At 65.6% G+C, this 18,269-nt stretch carries 20 protein-coding genes; 7 read left to right on the top strand and 13 right to left on the bottom strand.

What is annotated here, in order from left to right:
* Positions 1 to 31 precede the first annotated feature (31 nt).
* From VFG33_RS19940 to VFG33_RS19930, 3 genes are all read right to left on the bottom strand, one after another.
* A complete protein-coding gene (locus tag VFG33_RS19940; protein WP_325054421.1) occupies positions 32 to 661 on the bottom strand; it encodes a histidine phosphatase family protein in 630 nt (209 codons plus the stop codon).
* A 40-nt stretch (positions 662 to 701) separates the two neighbouring features.
* The gene (locus VFG33_RS19935; protein WP_325054420.1) at positions 702 to 1,184 is read right to left on the bottom strand and encodes a GNAT family N-acetyltransferase; all 483 of its coding nucleotides are present in this window, start codon (positions 1,182 to 1,184) and stop codon (positions 702 to 704) included.
* Positions 1,185 to 1,357: 173 nt separating this feature from the next.
* Positions 1,358 to 1,717: a YciI family protein gene (locus VFG33_RS19930; protein ID WP_325054419.1), complete on the bottom strand. Its 360-nt coding sequence runs from the start codon at positions 1,715 to 1,717 to the stop codon at positions 1,358 to 1,360.
* Positions 1,718 to 1,895: 178 nt separating this feature from the next.
* Here VFG33_RS19930 and VFG33_RS19925 point away from each other — a divergent pair, with 178 nt between their 5' ends.
* Positions 1,896 to 2,570, top strand: a complete 675-nt coding sequence (locus tag VFG33_RS19925) for an isochorismatase family protein (protein ID WP_325054418.1) — start codon at positions 1,896 to 1,898, stop codon at positions 2,568 to 2,570.
* A 103-nt stretch (positions 2,571 to 2,673) separates the two neighbouring features.
* On the opposite strand, the gene VFG33_RS19920 is transcribed toward VFG33_RS19925, so the two are convergent.
* Positions 2,674 to 3,342, bottom strand: coding sequence for a Type 1 glutamine amidotransferase-like domain-containing protein (locus tag VFG33_RS19920; protein WP_325054417.1), 669 nt, complete (start codon positions 3,340 to 3,342; stop codon positions 2,674 to 2,676).
* A gap of 313 nt (positions 3,343 to 3,655) precedes the next feature.
* Positions 3,656 to 4,588 (bottom strand): RNA polymerase sigma-70 factor, encoded by a 933-nt coding sequence (locus tag VFG33_RS19915; RefSeq protein ID WP_325054416.1) that lies wholly within the window; start codon positions 4,586 to 4,588, stop codon positions 3,656 to 3,658.
* A gap of 140 nt (positions 4,589 to 4,728) precedes the next feature.
* On the opposite strand from VFG33_RS19915, the gene VFG33_RS19910 reads away from it, so the two are divergent.
* Both VFG33_RS19910 and VFG33_RS19905 read left to right on the top strand, forming a co-directional pair.
* The gene (locus VFG33_RS19910; RefSeq protein ID WP_325054415.1) at positions 4,729 to 5,244 is read left to right on the top strand and encodes a carboxymuconolactone decarboxylase family protein; all 516 of its coding nucleotides are present in this window, start codon (positions 4,729 to 4,731) and stop codon (positions 5,242 to 5,244) included.
* Positions 5,241 to 5,999 carry an SDR family oxidoreductase gene (locus VFG33_RS19905; RefSeq protein WP_325054414.1) on the top strand — a complete coding sequence of 253 codons (759 nt, stop codon included), beginning with the start codon at positions 5,241 to 5,243 and terminating at the stop codon, positions 5,997 to 5,999. Before VFG33_RS19910 ends, VFG33_RS19905 begins: the two co-directional genes overlap by 4 nt.
* A 7-nt stretch (positions 6,000 to 6,006) precedes the next feature.
* Here VFG33_RS19905 and VFG33_RS19900 read toward each other — a convergent pair whose 3' ends face one another.
* Positions 6,007 to 6,366, bottom strand: coding sequence for a YciI family protein (locus tag VFG33_RS19900; protein ID WP_325054413.1), 360 nt, complete (start codon positions 6,364 to 6,366; stop codon positions 6,007 to 6,009).
* A gap of 228 nt (positions 6,367 to 6,594) precedes the next feature.
* Between VFG33_RS19900 and VFG33_RS19895 the strand changes: the two genes are divergently transcribed.
* Positions 6,595 to 7,503 carry an alpha/beta hydrolase gene (locus tag VFG33_RS19895; RefSeq protein ID WP_325054412.1) on the top strand — a complete coding sequence of 303 codons (909 nt, stop codon included), beginning with the start codon at positions 6,595 to 6,597 and terminating at the stop codon, positions 7,501 to 7,503.
* Positions 7,504 to 7,635: 132 nt separating this feature from the next.
* Positions 7,636 to 9,303: an esterase-like activity of phytase family protein gene (locus VFG33_RS19890; protein WP_325054411.1), complete on the top strand. Its 1,668-nt coding sequence runs from the start codon at positions 7,636 to 7,638 to the stop codon at positions 9,301 to 9,303.
* Between the two features lie 60 nt (positions 9,304 to 9,363).
* On the opposite strand, the gene VFG33_RS19885 is transcribed toward VFG33_RS19890, so the two are convergent.
* From VFG33_RS19885 to VFG33_RS19875, 3 genes are all read right to left on the bottom strand, one after another.
* Positions 9,364 to 9,747, bottom strand: coding sequence for a hypothetical protein (locus tag VFG33_RS19885; RefSeq protein ID WP_325054410.1), 384 nt, complete (start codon positions 9,745 to 9,747; stop codon positions 9,364 to 9,366).
* A 197-nt stretch (positions 9,748 to 9,944) separates the two neighbouring features.
* A complete protein-coding gene (locus tag VFG33_RS19880) occupies positions 9,945 to 11,414 on the bottom strand; it encodes a hypothetical protein (protein WP_325054409.1) in 1,470 nt (489 codons plus the stop codon).
* Positions 11,415 to 11,553: 139 nt separating this feature from the next.
* On the bottom strand, positions 11,554 to 12,330 hold the full coding sequence (locus tag VFG33_RS19875; protein ID WP_325054408.1) for a hypothetical protein: 777 nt from the start codon (positions 12,328 to 12,330) through the stop codon (positions 11,554 to 11,556).
* A 450-nt stretch (positions 12,331 to 12,780) separates the two neighbouring features.
* On the opposite strand from VFG33_RS19875, the gene VFG33_RS19870 reads away from it, so the two are divergent.
* Both VFG33_RS19870 and VFG33_RS19865 read left to right on the top strand, forming a co-directional pair.
* Positions 12,781 to 13,845 carry a hypothetical protein gene (locus VFG33_RS19870; RefSeq protein WP_325054407.1) on the top strand — a complete coding sequence of 355 codons (1,065 nt, stop codon included), beginning with the start codon at positions 12,781 to 12,783 and terminating at the stop codon, positions 13,843 to 13,845.
* Between the two features lie 12 nt (positions 13,846 to 13,857).
* The gene (locus VFG33_RS19865; RefSeq protein WP_325054406.1) at positions 13,858 to 15,084 is read left to right on the top strand and encodes a hypothetical protein; all 1,227 of its coding nucleotides are present in this window, start codon (positions 13,858 to 13,860) and stop codon (positions 15,082 to 15,084) included.
* Here the strand turns inward: VFG33_RS19865 and VFG33_RS19860 are convergent.
* The 4 genes from VFG33_RS19860 to VFG33_RS19845 all read right to left on the bottom strand — a co-directional run.
* Positions 15,031 to 15,507, bottom strand: coding sequence for a GNAT family N-acetyltransferase (locus VFG33_RS19860; protein ID WP_325054405.1), 477 nt, complete (start codon positions 15,505 to 15,507; stop codon positions 15,031 to 15,033). The genes VFG33_RS19865 and VFG33_RS19860 overlap by 54 nt on opposite strands.
* Positions 15,508 to 15,648: 141 nt before the next feature.
* A complete protein-coding gene (locus VFG33_RS19855) occupies positions 15,649 to 17,253 on the bottom strand; it encodes an alpha/beta hydrolase (protein WP_325054404.1) in 1,605 nt (534 codons plus the stop codon).
* A 79-nt stretch (positions 17,254 to 17,332) separates the two neighbouring features.
* Entirely contained in the window at positions 17,333 to 17,914 is a 582-nt protein-coding gene (locus VFG33_RS19850) for a carboxymuconolactone decarboxylase family protein (RefSeq protein WP_325054403.1), read from the bottom strand.
* Between the two features lie 2 nt (positions 17,915 to 17,916).
* A partial coding sequence (locus tag VFG33_RS19845) for a carboxymuconolactone decarboxylase family protein (protein WP_325054402.1) occupies positions 17,917 to 18,269 on the bottom strand: 353 nt, incomplete at its 5' end.

Genomic DNA, 18,269 nt, shown 5'->3' with positions numbered 1-18,269 from the left:
GCAGGGGCCAAGCTCACACCTCTGGTGGCTCTCAGAGACCCTGCAGGTGCTGGGTCTCGTTCAGAGACAGCACCTGATGGCTGAAGTGGGTGTCGTTGCGGCGGAGGATGGTGATACCGCCTGAAGTCAGTGGAAAGAAGACCCGGTCTGTCGACGTCATCGGCATGCCGATCCAGGCAGCGATCAGATAGCTCGACGCGGACCCGTGAGACACCACGATCTGCTTCGCGACTGGTCGACGGAGGATGTCATCGAGGGCCGGGTACAGGCGTTCGACCAATGCCATTCGGGTCTCCGCACCAGCTGGTCCGTCGTGGTGGCCGAGTCGATCGCCGTACTCCGGAAGTGGGATGTGCCGCTCGGCGAGCCACGCTTGGGGACGCCCGTCAGCCTCACCGTTGGACCTCTCGCGAAGCCGCGCATCAGTCTGAACCTCGACGGAGAACCTCTGGGCAATTCGCTCTGCCGCTTGGCTGGCTCGCCTCAGATCAGAGGAGTAGACCTCGACCGGCTGGCGTCCGATCCTGCTCGCCAAGACCTCGGCGATGCGTTCGGCCTGCAGGCGCCCACGAGCGGTCAGCTCTGAGTCATGCCAGCCTCCAACGATGCCGTCAACGTGATGCTGCGCCTCGGGATGCGTGACGAGGTAGATATGTCTCATTTACCCTCCTCCGATCCACCTTTGCAGCCCGCTTTCCGGATCACAGCTGAACTTCCAATGTCAGCTCATCGTGGAGTGCGATCCCGTACTCGCCTGCCAACGGAATGGACGGTTTTAGAGCCCGCGATGCATCTACAGCGCCTGGTGTAACGCCAACGATCCGCATGCCTCGCCGCTGATAGAACCGGAGCGCGTCAAGGTTGTCATTGGTGGTGACCAGCCATACTCGCCGGGCGTCGGCCTGTCGCGCTCGCTCTACAGCAGCAGCCAAGAGGACAGTGCCCACACCGACGCGTTGCTGCGTCGCGTTCAGGGAGATCACCTCCAGCTCCTGGTCTGAGATCTCGTAGGTGAGCAGACCCACCACACGACCCTCCTGCTCGGCGATCAAGGCCGGAAGGTCGGCAGCCTCGAAAGCCGCTCCGTGGACCGCCACCGTCGTGCTGCCCGAGAACGCCGTCAGGATGCTCGTGACTACGGCACGGTCAGAAGGCTCGGCGGTCCGGACACGAAGATCTCCCATCGCTGTAACGCTACTCGTCCCCGCGCTCTGACCGCTCGTCAGACGGCCGGCGACCCGCAAGGGATCGCCGGCCGCTCGGAGGCAGTGTTCAGACGGTCTTGGGAAACTTCACGCGGGTGTTGGCGTGGCAGCGGTAGCCGAGCGGGTTCTTCGCGAGGTACTGCTGGACCTCATTACTGGGCTTCGGGCCGCGGCTTGAAGCGGCGTACTTCTTGAGGCCAGCCGCATGCTTCCGCGATCTTGCCGGCCCACATCTTGGCCGTCTCATCGTCGGCAACGTCCACCACGGTCTGTCCGCCCAGCCATTCCTTGCTTTCGACGTACGGTCCGTCGGTGAACGTCAAGGTGCCGCTCGTGGCGTCGGCGCTGAAGACCGGGCCGTCCTCTTCCTCCAGACCCCCGGCGAAGACGTACGACCCGGCGGCCTTGATCTCGTCCACGACCGCCCTTGCGAGGGGCCCGCGCCCGCGGAACCACTCCTCGGTGTGGTCACCCACCCACTGTTGATTGAAGTAGATGAGGTACTCCGGCATGTCTGCTCCCTCGGCTCGGGCGGACCCACTGTCCGCCTCCATCTACGCTACGAACGACCTGCGGCGGAAACGACACCCTCAGGCAGAAAATTCACGCCAGTGTTGTCCGGGGTGCACGATTGCGGATCGAGCCATCGACGGAGGCAATTTGTCGGTGGGGGCTGGCAGGGTACTCCGAGTGACGGAGACGGTGGTTCCCAGACTGCACCAGTGGACGATCGAGGCGCGGGAGTACGCGCGGCAGGAGACGCGGCGCGGGAAGCGGCATGCCTACCAGGAGCTGGTGCCGGAGCGTACTGCGCTGCTGGTGGTCGACATGGTCTCGTTCTTCGTCGCGGAAGGGGACTACGAGCGCGGCATCGTGCCCAACATCCAGGAGCTTGCCGGCACCCTGCGCGACCTGGGTGGGACAGTCGCGTGGGTGTTGCCAGGACGAACCGAAATCACCGCAGTGACAGAGGAGTTCCTCGGGGCCGACATGGCGAAGATGTTCAGCGAGTCGGGCGGCACCGGGCCCCTGCGGGACCGGGTCTGGCGCGAGTTCGACGTACGAGATGAAGACCTGATCGCGGAGAAGACGGCAGCGAGTGCCTTCTTCCCAGGCCGCTGCGATCTACCGGACCTGCTCGAGGCGCGTGGCATCGACACCGTCCTGATCACCGGCACCGTGGCGAACGTCTGCTGCGAGTCCACCGCTCGCGACGCCAGCACCCTCGGCTACCGCGTCCTGATGGTTGCCGACGCCAACGCCGCCCGCCGCGACCAGGACCTGAACGCCACCCTCCACACCGTCTACCGCACCTTCGGCGACGTCCGCCCCACCGCCGAAGTGCTCACCCTGCTCACGTCCTGAAATCCCACCCGTTTGGAAGCGATCGGTGTCCTCAGTCGGGTGATGTGCGACCGCCAGGTGACCTGAGACGGGGTAAGGCGCCGGATCGCTGCATGAGCGGCGGCTACGCGGGGAAAACCTTCCAATGCCCTTCGGAGATGACCTCGACAGCGCCGTCCGTCACCTTGATGGCGGTCTGGTCGTCGATGGCGTACGCCGGACCTGCGATGCCGGCGGCCCATCTCTCCGCGTCGACCATGGTGTTCTCCGGCATGAGCTCGTGGTCCAGGTGCGGGAAGATCGAGAAGTCGACGACCCCAAGCGTGCGGTCGTCCGGCGCAGACGGCCACTCGACGAAGTCGTCACCGATCCGCGGTGTCATCACCATGCTGCCGGCACTCAGCCCCACCCAGACCGTGTCGGGCAGCGACGACATGACCTCCGACAGCCCTGACTGTCGCATCCAGTGGCACAGGTACGTCGCTTCGCCGCCGTCCACCAGCAGCACGTCGGCCTCTCGGACCCACGGCACCCACCGCTCCTCGCCGATGCTGGGCAGCGCGGTGAGCTCCAGGACGCCCAAGGACGCCCAGCCCAGGCTGGTCATCATGTGCCACGGAGGCTCGCCGGCGACGAACCTTCGCACCGAGGCGGGCCCGAGCATCGGGTGGCCCCACTGCGCCGTGGGGATGCAGAGCGCACGGGACTCGGAGATCGGCTTGCCCAGCAGATCGACCAGCGCATCGCGGATGCTCTCGTTCGTAACGCCTCCGGAGGTGAGAAGGAGCTTCACAACACCTCCCGAGTTGAGTGCATGTGGACTACAGATCGTGGAGGCGTCATCGCCCGACTCCTTCTCTTGCCCTGTCGTGGCGCCCTCGATTGGCAGCCATTCACCTGTTCCACGAACGCTACGTTCCAGATCCGACACCCTGCCAGAAGATTCGGCGGGCCTCCGCCCACGCGCATTGTCATCGGCAGCACCATCCGCTCATCATCCCGCGCCGAGGCGCGCTCAATGACCGCAACGCCTAGCTGTTGCGGTGGGCGATGATTCGGGAGACTCCGACGCCACCTCATTCGCCAATGGCGTGGCCCTTCTGCGCTTACGACGAGCGGCTCACGGTGGTCTCTTGGTCCATCCGCGACAGCTTCTCGGGATTGCGCACGTGGTAGGCGCCGGTGACGTAGCCGTTCTCCAGTCGCACCGCCACCACGCCGTCGATCTCGCCCTCAACTCGGACGAGCAGCCCCGGGCCGCCATTGATCTGCACCAGCTCGACCGACCTTTCTGCGTCGCGCTTCCACCAGCCGACGGCCAGCAAGCGAGCGACGTTGTCAGCTCCCACAATGGGCCGCAGCAGGGCATGCTTGACGCCGCCGCCGTCGCTCAGGGCCACGACGTCCGGCGCGAGGATGTCGAGCAGGCTTTGCAGCTCGCCGGTTTCGACCGCTCGTTGGAAAGCCTCGAGTGCGGCTCGGTGCTCGGCAGCGGAACCGGTGCCTCGCGGACGACGCGCGGCGACGTGGGCCCGTGCCCGGTGGGCGATCTGGCGTACCGCAGCCTGGCTCTTGCCGACGGCTTCGGCGATCTCGTCGTACTCCAGCTCGAAGACCTCACGCAGTACGAACACCGCCCGCTCGGTCGGTCCGAGCGTCTCCAGCACCAGCAGCATCGCCATCGAGACGCTGTCGGCCAGTTCGACATCCTCGGCCACATCAGGGGCCGTCAGCAACGGTTCGGGCAGCCACGGCCCGACGTAGGTCTCCTTGCGCCGGCCCAGTGTGCGCAGTCGTTTCAGCGCCTGCCTGGTGGCGATCCGGATCAGGTACGCGCGCCGGTCCCGCACCGTGCCGAGGTCGACGCCCGTCCACAGCAGCCAGGTCTCCTGCAGGACGTCCTCGGCATCGGTGGCGGAGCCGAGGATCTCGTAGGCGAGGGTGAACAGCAGGTTGCGGTGGGCGACGAACGCCTCGGTGGCCGCGTCCGTGCCACTGCCACCAGCTGCGGCCGTCGGTTGCTCAATCCGTTCGCTCATATCCCTACGATCCCGCTCCCCGCCGCTTTGTGACACCGACGACCGGTGGGCTATGTCACAGAGATCCCGCTGTCACAACGAGTGGGTCGCCGGGATCTCTTGCTCGTCAGGACGCAACATCACGAGTAAGGAGCCTCAGCATGACCACACCCACGACCACCGAGCTCCGGTCGCGCATGCCCAACCCTCTCCCGTTCCTCCCCGAGATGGCGGAAGTCGGCGCCGGTCTGCACAAGGCTCTCAAGAACAGCCCGATTCCCCCGACCACCATCAGCTTGCTGCAACTGCGCGCCGGGCAGATCCTCGGCAGCACGTACTTCACCATTCGGGAGACCGGCAAACTCCGCGAGCTCAGGGAGCCAGCGGAGCGCATCGCCGCCGTGGCCACCTGGCAGGACGCCACCTACTTCACCGACGCCGAACGGGTCGCGCTGGAGTTGGTGGAGGCCGTACTCACCCCGAACCCGTCCGGTGAGCGAGTCCCCGATGCGCTGTACGCCAAGGCTTCCGCGTACTACGACGACCAGGCGATGTGGTCGCTCATCATGGCGATCGCCCACATCGGCTTCTTCACCCCCGCCGCTCTCATCGCCAAGCCGATCCCAGGCAGGGCCCCCGGCCAGAACTACAGCGAGCGAGAAGGGCAGACAGCATGAGCATCACCAAGTTCGCGGTGGCGGGAGCCACCGGGCGGCTGGGACACCACGTCGTCGAGGTCCTCACCGAACGAGGGCACCAGGTCGTGCCGATGTCACGAGCCACCGGCGTGGACATCATCACCGGTGAGGGCCTGGCCAAGGCGCTCACCGGGGTGGACGTCATCATCGACGTCGCCTCGTGGCACGCCTCCGAGCAGGAGGCGGCGACCGAGTTCTTCCGCACCTCAGCCCGCAATCTGCAGGAGGCGGGCCAGAAGGCGGGGGCCGCCCAGATCACCGTGGCATCCATCATCGGCGTCGACAACGCCACCACCGGTTTCGTCGCCGCCAAGCTGGCGCACGAGGAATTCCTCCTGTCCGGCCCCCTCGAAGTCCGCATCCTGCGGGCAGCGCAGTTCCACGAGTTCGTCGGTCAGCTTCTGGACTGGCAGCAGGGCGACGTCGCCTACGTCCCGGCCCTGCCCACCCAGCTCGTGGCCTCCCGCACCGTGGCCGAGGAACTGGTCGACCTGGCCCTCGACCCTGGCGAACCGACTCCAGGAACGCCGATCCCGGAGATCGCCGGCCCCCGAAAGGAGACCATGGCGGAGGCGGCCGCACTGCTCGGCGCCCGCCGCGGCATCAAGGTCGTAGGAGTCGACGGCTCGGGCATGCCCGATGCCGAGCTTGCCGCCAAGGGCGCGTTCCTGCCCAGCCCACACGCCAAGCTCGCAGGACCCACCTTCCAGGACTGGCTCGCCACCCAACCCTGAGCCGGTCTTATTCGATCAGGTCTGGGTCGTGCATGAACTTGCGGACGTCTTGTGCGCAGCGGCAGGCGACCGCGATCTTTGCGGCCCACTCCAGGGCCGCCTCTCGGGTGGGTACGTCGACGACGGTGACGCCGCCGATGAGCTCCTTGCTCTCCGGGTACGGGCCATCGGTGACCACCCCGTCGACGCCCACAACGGCGTGCTCTACATCGCCCTCGTCGTAACTCAGCCCGCCGCCGAAGAGGAACACACCGGCATCCTTGGCCTCCTGGAGCACCGCATGGGCGGCCTTGCCCACCTCGGGGATGTCCTCCTCGGGGATGTGGTCCATCGCGCCCTTCTCGAACGAGATCAGGTACCGCGTCATCTCATCTCTCCTCGTCCCGGCAGCCTTCCTTCGGCCACCTCTCACCCGTACTACGAACGCCTCACTCCGGATCCGACAGGCTACCGGGCAGAAATTCTCACGGCTCTCCGAAGAACAGCGAATCACCGGGATTAGGTGACGCCTGCTCACCTGGCTGGCGGCGACGCTGGCGGTGGATCGACAGAGCGAGCCCGCTGCCGAACCAGCCACGACCGAAGGAGATCCTCCGTGAGCGCCGAGCAGCGAGAGAACCTTGAAGCGATCCTGCGGCAGTCAGCCTTTCCGGCCGGTATCGACGTCAACGAGCAGCGACGGCTGCTGCGCGAGTTGACGTCGTCGCAGCCGCTACCCGCCGACGTGACCGTGACAGCGGCCGCCCTGGGCGACGTCCCAACCGCCGAGATCACCATCGATGGCATCGAACCCCGCCATGTTGTCCTCTACTTCCACGGCGGCGTGTACGTCCTGGGCGACGCCGTCTCCGCCGCCAACCTAGCTTCGCAAGTCGGCCGGCGAACCGGCGCAAAGGTCATCTCTGTCGACTACCGGCTCGCCCCCGAGCATCCGTATCCCGCGGCGGTCGGCGACGCGCTGGCAGCCTACGAAGCCCTTCTACAGAACGGCATTGCCCCTTCGGACATCGTCTTCGCGGGCGAGTCCGCCGGCGGCGGGCTCGCCGTCGCCACCCTTGTCAACGCCCGAGATCACGGGCTGCCCTTGCCTGCCGCAGCCTTCGTGATGTCACCGTACGCCGACCTAACGCTGACCGGGGTGACCATGAAAACCAAGGGCGAGGTCGACACGCTGATGAGCCGCGAAAACCTCGAAGCCCGAGTCGCCGACTACACGTCTGGACAAGACGCCGCTCTTGGCCTCATCAGCCCGATCTTCGCCGAGCTGTCCGGACTGCCGCCGCTGCTCATCCAGGCCGGAACTCACGAGGTTCTCCTCGACGACGCCATCCGCCTCGCCCAACAAGCCGCCTCCGCAGACGTAGAGGTCACCCTCGACATCACCCCCGGGGTACCGCACGTCTTCCAAACCTTCTACCCGATGCTCGACGAAGCGACCGCCGCACTGGACAGAGCCGGCCAGTTCCTGTCGGCCCATCTCGCCGGCGCCGAACAACCCGCTTGAGAACCTCTGCCGAACGGAACGTCGACGGCAAGATCACCGACTGTAGTGATCGACGAGCCTCCCCGCCTGGAGATGCCGAGGGTTCACCAGAGGTCGGCTCAGAATTCATTACTGAGGGACAAGTTCAGGGGTATGACTTCACGACTCTTCTCTCGCAGGCGCACCCGGATCGCCGTCGCGATCGGTGCTGCCGTTGCGGTGGTGGGCACGGGCACAGCCACGGCCGCTGGCTGGCTCTCGGCCCCCTCCCATGACTTCCGCGCGGCGGCCGACTCTTTCTCCGGCCACGGCAAGGTCAGTGGCAACGTACTGCGAAACGACCTCGGCGCAACCGCGGTCGTGCGGCACACCGACCCGTCCGACGGCACGGTGACGGTCAACGCGGATGGCACGTTCACCTACACACCGAAGTCCGGCTTCAAGGGCACGGACACCTTCACGTACACGGCGTCCGACGCAGTACAGGTGTTCAAGGACGCTCAGTCGAACGGGGCTCCCCTGCCGCCGCTCGGGAAGGTCGCAGGCCCGGGCGGCACCACTACCCAGCTCTCTGGTGAGGGCTACGGCTCGGCGCTTGCCCCGGCGCCGGGTAAGGGCGGCTACTTCTATGGCCTCACCGACCGCGGCCCGAACGCCGACGCTCCGGATGGCAACAAGTCCGAGATGCTCCTCGACTTCACGCCCCAGATCGGCAAGTTCAAGCTTGTCAACGGCAAGGCTGAACTGGTCAAGCAGATCACCATGAAGGGGCCGAAGAACCTCGGCGGTGTGAAGTACAGCGGACGCCCACCGCACGACACGAGCGAGGTGATCGACCACGTCGAAGCGACGAACGCCAACGGCGGTACGCCGGTGCCCGTCGGCAGGGATCCGTACGGCTACGACTCCGAGGGCCTGGTGGCATTGCCCGACGGCACGTTCTGGGTCTCGGACGAATACGGTCCGTACATCACGCATTTCGATGCGAACGGCTACGAGCTGGGCCGGCTGACGCCGTACAAGAACAGCCCTGACAACGCGTTCCACAAGATCATCGGGTACCTCCCGGCTGAGCTCGCCTACCGCGTGAAGAACAAGGGCATGGAAGGCCTGACGGTCACGCCGGACGGCTCGACCCTGGTGGGAATCATGCAGTCCGCGCTGCAGCAGCCGGATCTCGGCGACACGAAGGCCGCCGTCGTCTCCCCCTCCCGCATCGTCGCGATCAACCTGCACACGTACAAGTCCAAGCAGTACCTGTACCTGCTGGACAACCCGGCGACCACGGGTGCCGCCAACAGCGAGATCACCGCGCTGTCCAACACGAAGTTCCTGATCGACGAGCGTGACGGCAACTTCGAGCCGTTCGCCCAGAAGACTCTCTACGAGATCGACGTCAACGGGGCCACCGACGTCAGCGGCCTGACGATCGGCGGCAAGTCACCGGAGGTCTTGGTCGGGGCGGGTAGCACGAACGCCGCGCTCGCAGGGCTCACCGGTGCCGGCGTCAACGTCGCGCAGAAGCAGCCTTACGTCAACGTCGGGATGCTGGTGAGCCAGCTCGACCCCACCGGCAAGTTCTTCGCGCACGACAAGGTCGAAGGCGTCGCCACCGCGGACGGCGGCAAGACGCTGTACCTGTCCAACGACAACGATTTCGGCATCGACACCATCGTCGTCGACCCCGACGGAAAGTGGACCGTCCACCAGAAGGTGCTGCCGACCACGGGTCAGATCGACAACGGCGAGATCCTGAAGATCGACACCACCAAGCTGCCAGCAGTCCTCAAGACCACCACCGTGACGATCCACGTCCGCTGATCGAAGGTGTGAGGGGCACCCGCGCCCCTCACACCATCCTTGCCGGCCAGTGCCAGAGCCTCACGGGCGGAGGCGGCCGAAGAGGATGCGGCTGAGGAGGCTGGCCAGCACCAGGGCCAGGAGGCCGGTCAGGGCTACGACGGACAGGACGCAGGCTGCGTTTCTAGCTAGGGCCAGCCTTGGGGTCCAGCGGGTGTAGCCATCGGTCAACAGCGCCAGAGTGACTAGCGTTGCGAAGGCGAGGGCGGCGATGACCAGGACGATGACGTGATGGCCGCCGAGCGTCGCCGTCGCCGTGAACTTCGACGTACGGTCGAGCCAGGCGCCGAACGTGTACATCCAGACCACTGTTGCCAGGTCGGCGGCCATCAAGAACCACAGTGCCATCGTTGGGCGGGAGGCGACCTGCGTCAGCCCGTACGACCTGCGGGGTTCGGCAGTCACGGTGTCGTTGAGTGGAATCGGCCTCGCGTCGCGCGCTGGCCTCAAACTGTTTGCTCTGGGGACGGCCATTGCTCTGCGCTCCTGAATGTCGACGGAGCTACGCCCGCTTCCGGTCACGGACGTGCATCTAGCCTAATTACGCGACAGCCCTTGCACAGAAGGCGAACAACGATGCCGCGCAGGCATCATCGCAGCGGTCAGCGACCGGCGTACACCGCCGCAAGCTCTGCCACCAACGGCTCGCCCGCGCCCTGGCTGGACGCGAACCACAGGTGGATCGCGTTCGCAGCCGGCGAATCCGCGGTGTCGATCAGACGCACGATCTCCGCCGGCGACGGTCCCCCGAGGAACACAGGCTGATCGGCGTCGGCGGTGGTCTGCGACAGTACGTCGACCAGTCGGGCCAACCGGCGATTCCGTACCTTCACCCCTCGCGACAGACGCGCCTCGGCCGCCGCCCGACGCCACTCGCCAAGGACGAACTGGGCACGCCGCTGACGCAACAAACCGCTGTCGGTGTCCGTCCGCGCTGGCGCCGCTTCATTGTCGGCCTCGAAGACATCGGCCCGCAGGTCTTCGAGCGGCGCACCGCGCAGCGGAACCAGCTCGGTGAAGACCGGCATCGTCGCACCAAGACTCTCCGCCGCGCGGCCTGACCGCAACGTCAGCAGGACCGGTTCGTACGCCGTTCCCGATCGGCTGTCCACGAGTCGAACCATCAACCGGTCCGAGATCACCGCGGCCGGCAACGACGGACCGAAGGCGGGAACCATCACCCGGATCGCCGAGCCCTCGTCCGACCGCATCATGCGGACTTCCTTGGTCAGCACATCCGTGTCGACGATGCGCGCTCGTACCTGACGAGGATCGACCGAGCTGCTCACCACCGCCCCGCCGGCCGACGGCTCACCACTCAGCCGATAACTCACCGAGTGGTCTTGAGGCTTGAAGGTCGGGACCACACGTACGGCGGCCTGCAATCGGCTCCAGGCTGCGGCGACGAGATCCAAGTCGTTGTCAGGGCCGTCCACGACCTCGCGCCCGAGGATCGCGTAGCCGGCGGCCAGGCGGGACAGGCCGGAGAACAGGGCCCGCGGCAACGATGACGCCGAATCCGCCAGTTCGGTCAGATAGCCGGCGAACCCGGCGGCCGAGCCGCGCGCGAGCACCAGCGCCTGCTCAGTGAGCTGCTGCCGAAGCGGGCCGGGCCGCAATGACGCTGCTGCCCGGACCTGGGCCACCGCGCGCTCGGCGTCCAGCAAAGCCTGCTCGAGTGGAAGCTGCAGCCACCAATCCAGCGCGTCGATCACAGCGATTCGCTGCCAGGGACCGGTCGGCACGACGTCGAGTGACACCTCGGCCCCAAGGCTTGAACGAGCTGACGAACGCAGCTCACCGAGGCGTCTTACCGCATCCGGCCCGATCAGTAGCTCCAGCAGGTCCAGGTCAGCCTGCTCCCAGCGCTGCACGGTGACGGAATGCCATCGCTCAGGATCGGCCAGGTCGATCTCGACACTGATCCCCGACCCGAGCTCGGTAGTCCTGATCAGATCGGCAGGCTTCGGCTCCGCGATGCGAACCTCGGGGGCACCCCGATCACTGCTGTCCGGCGCACTCAGGAAGGCGAACATCGGGTCGAACCCCTCCTTCGCGCGCAGCCGGACCAACTTCCGACATCGTTGTTATTGTCAACGACTCGTCGGCGGACCATGCGATGGACACGGTTCTCAAAGGTTAGGACCGAACCACCAACTGGTAAAGACCGAGTAAAGACAGGGCCGGTCAGTACGGTGGAGCAATCGCTCGTCAGTCCGGTTGCGCGATCTGCCAGGCACTCAGCGCGCCCTTCCTGGCAGGACAGCCGGCCGGAGTCGCCGACTCGGTCCACGGCGGTCGCGGGCGACTGGCGAGTTCGTGCAGTGCGAGCCGCCGCAAACCGACGTACTGATCGGCCCGGTCCCAGACCGGTCGAGTCATTCCCCCGGCGCTCGGCCGATGGAGGCGCCGCAGTTCGGTGGCACTCCGCAGAAAGCCCTCACGCCGCCGGTCCCGAAACTCGTCGATCCGCGCTTCCACCGCCGCGCTGCCCTCGTCCGCGGTCGACTCCCGCAGCCAGGTCTCGCGATCGCACTCGACCCAGCACAGGTACTCGACGAAGGCCAGAAGAAGGATGTGCCGATCCTGGGTCAACCCGCTCGGACGCTCGGCAGCCTGGCTGCGCAGCCGGCTCAACTCGCCCTGCTCACGCCAAATCAGCCGAACGGCACGGAACGCCGATCCAGCAGGACCCTCGACGGCAGGCGGCGGCGGCAACGCGAGCCGAACAACCTCACCGTCCCTCGCCGGCAAAACGGGGATAGCCGGCTGACGGCGATGCACGCTCGCCGCCGCAACGCCGAGAGTCCTCCAGGCCAAGCCATGCTCCCCGGCCGCGCGATAGGACATTGCACGCGCCACTGTCCGCAGATCGGCCCCCAGGTAGGCATCCGCCAGGTCGCCCTCGCGAAGCACCCGCAAGGCCCTGCGCCAATTACCGAACTCCAACGCGTCGATCGCAGCGACCTCGCCTGGAACGGTGGTCATAGCCGTGGAGGATCGACGAGGCAGGGCCGAACGCCCCTGAGGATGAGCGAAGGAGTCGCGGTGAGCGTCTGTGCTGCGGCGGATGATCTGCTCATGAGGCACCTGCTTCGATCAAACGAATCAAGCCGGCTGAGTCGTTAGAGCCCCCGTCTACCGAACGTCGTGCAACTTCAGTTGACTACAGGTTGAATTCAGTTCTAGGGTAGATCTACGGTGGAATTACGTCAATCGAGAACGTGTCGTCCCAGCCGCTGATGAGCCTGGCGATCGATTGTCGACACCCAGCATCTGAACTTCAGCTGTAGTCGATGAAGTGCGGTAGAGACGGTGTAGGGTGGCCAAAGTCCTTGCCCTCATCGGTTGGCTGACCATTCGGGAGTGACAGTGGCCGCTTCACCAGAGGCCGTAAGTCTCGCCAGCAAGCTTCGCGACCTGCGCAAATCTCAGAGGTTGACCCAGGCACAGCTGGCGAGAGCCCTCAGTGAGGACACAGCCGTCTCTGTCGCTGCAATCAGCTCGTGGGAGTCGTTGTCCAACCCCAAGCTGCCACCTGCGAAGCGCTTGCGTTCCTATGCACTGTTCTTCGCGCAGACTCGTCCGACCGACAGCACTCCGCATCTGGCGCGTGAGAAGGATCTGACCACAGCTGATCAGGAGCGCTTCGAGCTGCTCCATCAGGAGCTCGTCGGTCTCCGTGACTCGGCTCGCGGCGTGACCGGCTCGTCGATCGGCAGGTCCATCTGGACCTTTGAGAGCGGCCCGATCACCATCATCTGCCCGGAGGTTCCGGCCGACGGTCGTTCTCCGCTGGCCAAGGAAGAAAATCCCAACTACACCCGGGCATACCGCTACGCAGACCTCGATGCGCTGCTCGAGTTGTGGGGTCACATTCGTGCTTCCAATCCGGAGCTGCAGGTGGCGTACCGGCTGACCGACGAGGTCGTTCCGGACGACCTAACCGGCCACCTAGTCGTGCTCGGTGGCATCGCCTGGAATCCGACCGCCGTAGTACTGCAGAGGGTGCTGGACGATTTGCCCGTACAGCAGGTCGCCGTCCCGGATCTGGAAAACGGCGAGATCTTCAGATTGAATGAGCCCAGCGGCCGCGAATTCCGTCCTCAGTGGGAGGACCGCGCAGACTCCGATCATGAAGCCATCGACCCGGAGCAGCTCAAGGCAGAGCAGACCGAGGACGCGTGGGGCGACGGCAGACGTCGCGATTTGGTCGAGGATGTCGCGCTCTTGGCACGTATGCGCAATCCCTTCAATCACCACCGCAGCGTCACCATCTGCAATGGCGTCTACAGCCGCGGGGTCCTGGGAGCGATCCGCGCGCTCACGGACGGCGCGGTCCGCGAACGGAACGAGGCGTACATCGCTGATCGGTTCCCGAGCGGATCCTTCGCGCTACTCATGCAGGTCCCTGTGGTGAATGGCGACGCGATCTCACCCGACCTCGAGATCCCCGGGTATCGTCTCTACGAGTGGTCGCCGGGTGAGGAGGCCACCGAATGAGGAGGCTGCCAGATGCGCCGCCAGATCAGGCACGGACAGTCACACGCATCACTTCTCCACGATGTGTCTGCTGCCAGCGTGCCGCGGACGCGCAGCCGTCTGGATGCGATCGTGGTTCCGGCAGCACGATCGTCGTCCGCGCTGCAGGATGTCATTTCCCTGTCCGCTGCACTGTCCGTACCACTGGTAGTCCTCTGCAGCCGGCAGGTCAGCATCGAACAAGTCGCACAGCGGGTGGAGAAGACGTTCGGTGCACGTGCGCTCATCATCGAAGTACCTGAGGGCTATCAGCTGCTGGACGATCCCCACCTGCTGACTTCCGACCCCGTGTTCAAGGAGGCGTCCGCCGGTCGTTCCAGCGACCTCAGCGTCAAGCGCAATCTCGGCCTCTTTCTGGGCCGATTGCGAGGCTGGAAGAAGATCCTCTACTTCGACGACGACATCAGGCAGGTCCGTCCACAGCACATCGAACGAATGGCAAGCATTCTCGATAGTCATCCCGTGGCGTCGATGGCCAGCCGGGTGTTCCCCGACAACTCAGTGGTATGTCACGCGCGACGTCTCGCCGGCCTCGATCAGGACGTGTTCGTCAGCGGTGCGGCGATGGCCGTCGATCTGCAGCATCCGGACCTCTCGTTCTTCCCAGACATCTACAACGAGGACTGGTTTTTCTTCGCACGCCATGCCGCCGCGCGCTACCTACCCAAGATCGGCGAGGTCCGGCAGACGGAGTACCAACCGTTCAACGACCCGTGGCGCGCGGAACGCGAGGAGTTCGGAGACTTGCTCGCCGAGGGCCTGTACGCGCTGTTCGAGCGCAAGCCTGGATCGGACTTCGGGGAACACCTGACGGCAGCGACCCGGGACGGTCATTGGCAGCGCTTCGCGCAGATCCGCATGGCCATGGTCGACGAGATCAGAGACGCTCTTTCGCGCGCGCAGTACAGAGATGGCGTGGACAACCCGACGATTTTGCAGGCGCAGAGGTCGTTGGAATCCGCCGCGGATCAGGCCTCGAAGCTCACCCCGGGCATGTGCGTCGACTTCATCGAAAGCTGGCGGGAGGACGAGCGCCGCTGGCAGCAGGTCCTCCACAGCTACACCTCGGTGCTCAGCGAACGCGACGCGCTAGCTGAGCTCGGGCTGACGCGATGGCTGTCTTGCGGCTACGGCGTGAAGCCGGCGTCATTCGGTCCGGAATCTGAACCGGAGCTCGGTTCGGAGCGTGCCGTCGGTTAGAGGCTGGCACTCGCCAGTCGGGCGGAAGCCCAAGCGCTCGTACACCTCGCGCGCCGGAACATTGTCGTCAACAACCCAGAGGAGCCAGTCCCTGATCGCTGGCTCCGTTGCGACGAGGTGCCTCTGGATCGCGCGCAGGACGCCCGACCGCCGATTCCCCGGATCGACCCACACGGACTCGATATGGCGTTCGTCCGTCGGACGCCCATCGACTCGCAGCACGCGCGCTAAGCCGACAGTCCGGTCGTCTTTCTGGGCAACGATCCACTGCGAGTCGACGAAGCGGTGACGCCACGTCGCCTCGTGCCAGGACACCTCTTCATCGTAGTCGGCGAGGTAGGCCTCTGGGGAGTCCTTTAACGCCCGGAGACGGACATCTCTTAGGAGCTCCCACTCATCGGCGGCCAGCACCCTGAGTTCCACCGTCTCGAGCCTTTCTGTAGCGCATCCCTGCTCTGCCGTTACGCGCAGCGTAGACCCCAGCAAGCAGAGTCACGCAAATGACAGGCCGAGCAAGTACGGCTCCAACCCCTTGGAGCCGTACTTGGTTCGGATCGGGGATTCTCAGCGGAAGGGGGTGGCTAAGGCCTTTCGTAGGGCGGGTGTGCCGGTCTTGGCGGTGGACTTGGAGGTGGTGGTGACGGTTGCTGGTTCGGGCGCCGGGACCGGGTCGCATTGGACGTCGGAGCGGTTGCCGGGTTTGCGGGCGGGTAAGGCGCCGGTTTGCAGGTACGCCGCGATGCGGTCGTCGGTGCAGGTCACGCCGGAGAGGGATCCGGCATGCGTTATTCCACCGACGCCCTCGATCAGGACCGAGTTCGGGAACGTCTTGCGCGTCTGGAGCGCTCCTGAGTACGGGGTTGCACCGTCGAGTGTCTCGTTGATCATCAAGACGCTCTGCACCCCGCGACCGTCGACCTTGACCGGTTTGCCAGGCTTCGCCGGCCAGTAGAAGCACGGCGCGTTGAACCAGGCGTTGCCCCAGGTCAGGAAGGGCGCCTTGGCGTACGTGCGCCAGTTGTCGCGCCGCCACGTATTCCAGTTGGTGGGCCACTTGGCGTCGGTGCACTGTACGCCGAGGTAGATGGCGTAGCCGTTGTCGTCGAACGGCGGGCCGCCGTACAGCGCGACCAGCGGTGCAGCGTCACGGTTGTGCACCCATGCGGCGAAGGCGTCGGCCACGTCCACCCAGCCGTACACGTAGTACGCCGCCTGGTTGAAGATGTCGGTCCACTCGTCCGGACCGATCTTGCCGTCGGCCGGGTGGCCGATGAGCTTGCGCATTTCGGCGTAGTACCGGAGCTCGACCACGGCCGCGGACTTGCCGAGGTGCCAGGTCGAGTCGTGCGCGGCGACGTACTGGAAGAACACCTTTACGCTCTTGTTGAACGCGATGTCCTGGTCGAGGTTGGCCTGGTACCAAACCCGCGTCGCGTCGACGACGCCATCGAAGACGGCCCGGCGCAACCTGTTCGGGTAGAGCGTTCCGTACACCTGGCCCAGGTAGGTGCCGTACGAGAAGCCGTAGAAGTTGATCTGCGGGGCGCCGAGGGCTTTGCGGATGCTCTCCATGTCGCGTACCGAGTCGATGGACTTGAGGTGGCTGAGCAGCGCGTGCTGGTTGGCGTCGCAGGCTTTCGCGTACGCCTTGGAGAGCTTGAGCCAGGTCTGCTCCAGCTTCGGCGTGACCGGCACGTAGAACGGACGGTTGTAGCCGGCGTAGTCCGGGATGCAGCTCAGGGCCGGCTTGCTCGAGCCGACACCACGTGGATCGAAACCGACCCAGTCGTAGGCGTCACCAGCTCCATGCGGCACGAATTCGCCGAAGATCGCATAGATCAGGCCAGAGCCGCCCGGGCCGCCCGGATTCACCAGCATCGGTCCCTGCGCCTGCGCGTCGGGCGTCTTGTGCATCACCCGGGATACCGCGAGCTGGATCTTGGTCCCGTTGGGACGGTCATAGTCGAGCGGCACGACGACGTAACCGCATTGAGCACCGGCGTCCACCAAGCGTGGAACGGTGCACGCGCCCCACTGCACGGGCGGTGGCGTATAGCCGGCCGAGGTCGGCGCTCTCGACGGTACGGCGGTCGCGGCGGGAACCGACATCACCCCGGCAACCAGCGCGGACGAAACTGTGGCAGCAACAACCAAACGGCGGATTCTCATGTGCCCTCCCTCCGGCATCCTGAACCCGCACCACAGCCAGACACAAGTGTCTGGACCAGCCGACTGCCAGCAGACTCGGCTACCGGTAGCCCCGTTTGAGTAGGTACTTGGCTCCTGCGGCGTAGGCCTCGGGGGTGAGGAGTTTGAAGCCGAAGGTGTCGGCGAGGCGGTTCGTTGTGTTGAAGGCGGCGCAGACGGCGAGCGCGTCCTTGACCTGTTGGGGTGAGACGCCTGCGGCCACCACTTCGCGCATGGCCTGGGCGCTGATCGTTCCCTCCCGGGTCAGCTTGCCGAGCATCCGCAGGGTCGCCCGCAGTGGTTCCTCGACGGAGGCTGATTCCAGGTCGGCCAGCACCGCCGCCACCCGCGGCTCGTCCTGGTAGGCCTGCCTTGCGGTTGCAGTATGCGCGCCGATGCAGAACGCGGACTCGTTCACCTTGGACACGTAGGCCGCCATCAGCTCCCGGTCGCCTATCGACCAGGCGGACGGCCCGCGCATCGCCTCGTGTGTGAACTCCTTGGCCCGGGTGCCGTAGAAATCGGGCCGGTAGAAGACCAGCTTGGCGGCGTCCGGCAGCGGGTGCCCGGAGAACAACCGGATGACAGCGAAGAGCAGCTTGGTTCCGGGGCTGTACCCGTGATTGAGGATGTCAAGGCGCATGATCAGGCCTCCCCTTGACCGGTCGCCTCGGCCAGGGCGGCCAGGCCGGCTTCATACAGCCGGGTGGACTGGCCGACCGCGGCGCACACCACCAGCTCGAAAAGCTGGTCCTCGGAGTAGCCCGAAGCCTTTGCCGCGGCCAAGTCCTCCTCAGTGACCTGCGCCGGCCTGTCCACGACCTTGCCGATCAGCGCATCCAGCGGCGGGGAGAGTACTTCGTTGCTGAAAGCATGCGCTCGCTGCTCCGCGGATGCTTTGCCTTCCCCGTTCAGGATGCGATCCACCAGGGCTCGCTGCGTTGCTTGCTTCTTGTCTTCGTCCGGCATGGTGCCCTCCGTCTCCTTTGCAGCCTGGA

It is taken from the genome of Kribbella sp. (genome assembly GCF_035687465.1).
Taxonomy (GTDB): Bacteria; Actinomycetota; Actinomycetes; order Propionibacteriales; family Kribbellaceae; genus Kribbella.
Note: the sequence above shows the minus strand (reverse complement) of the source record. Positions and strands in the feature narration are given on the sequence as shown.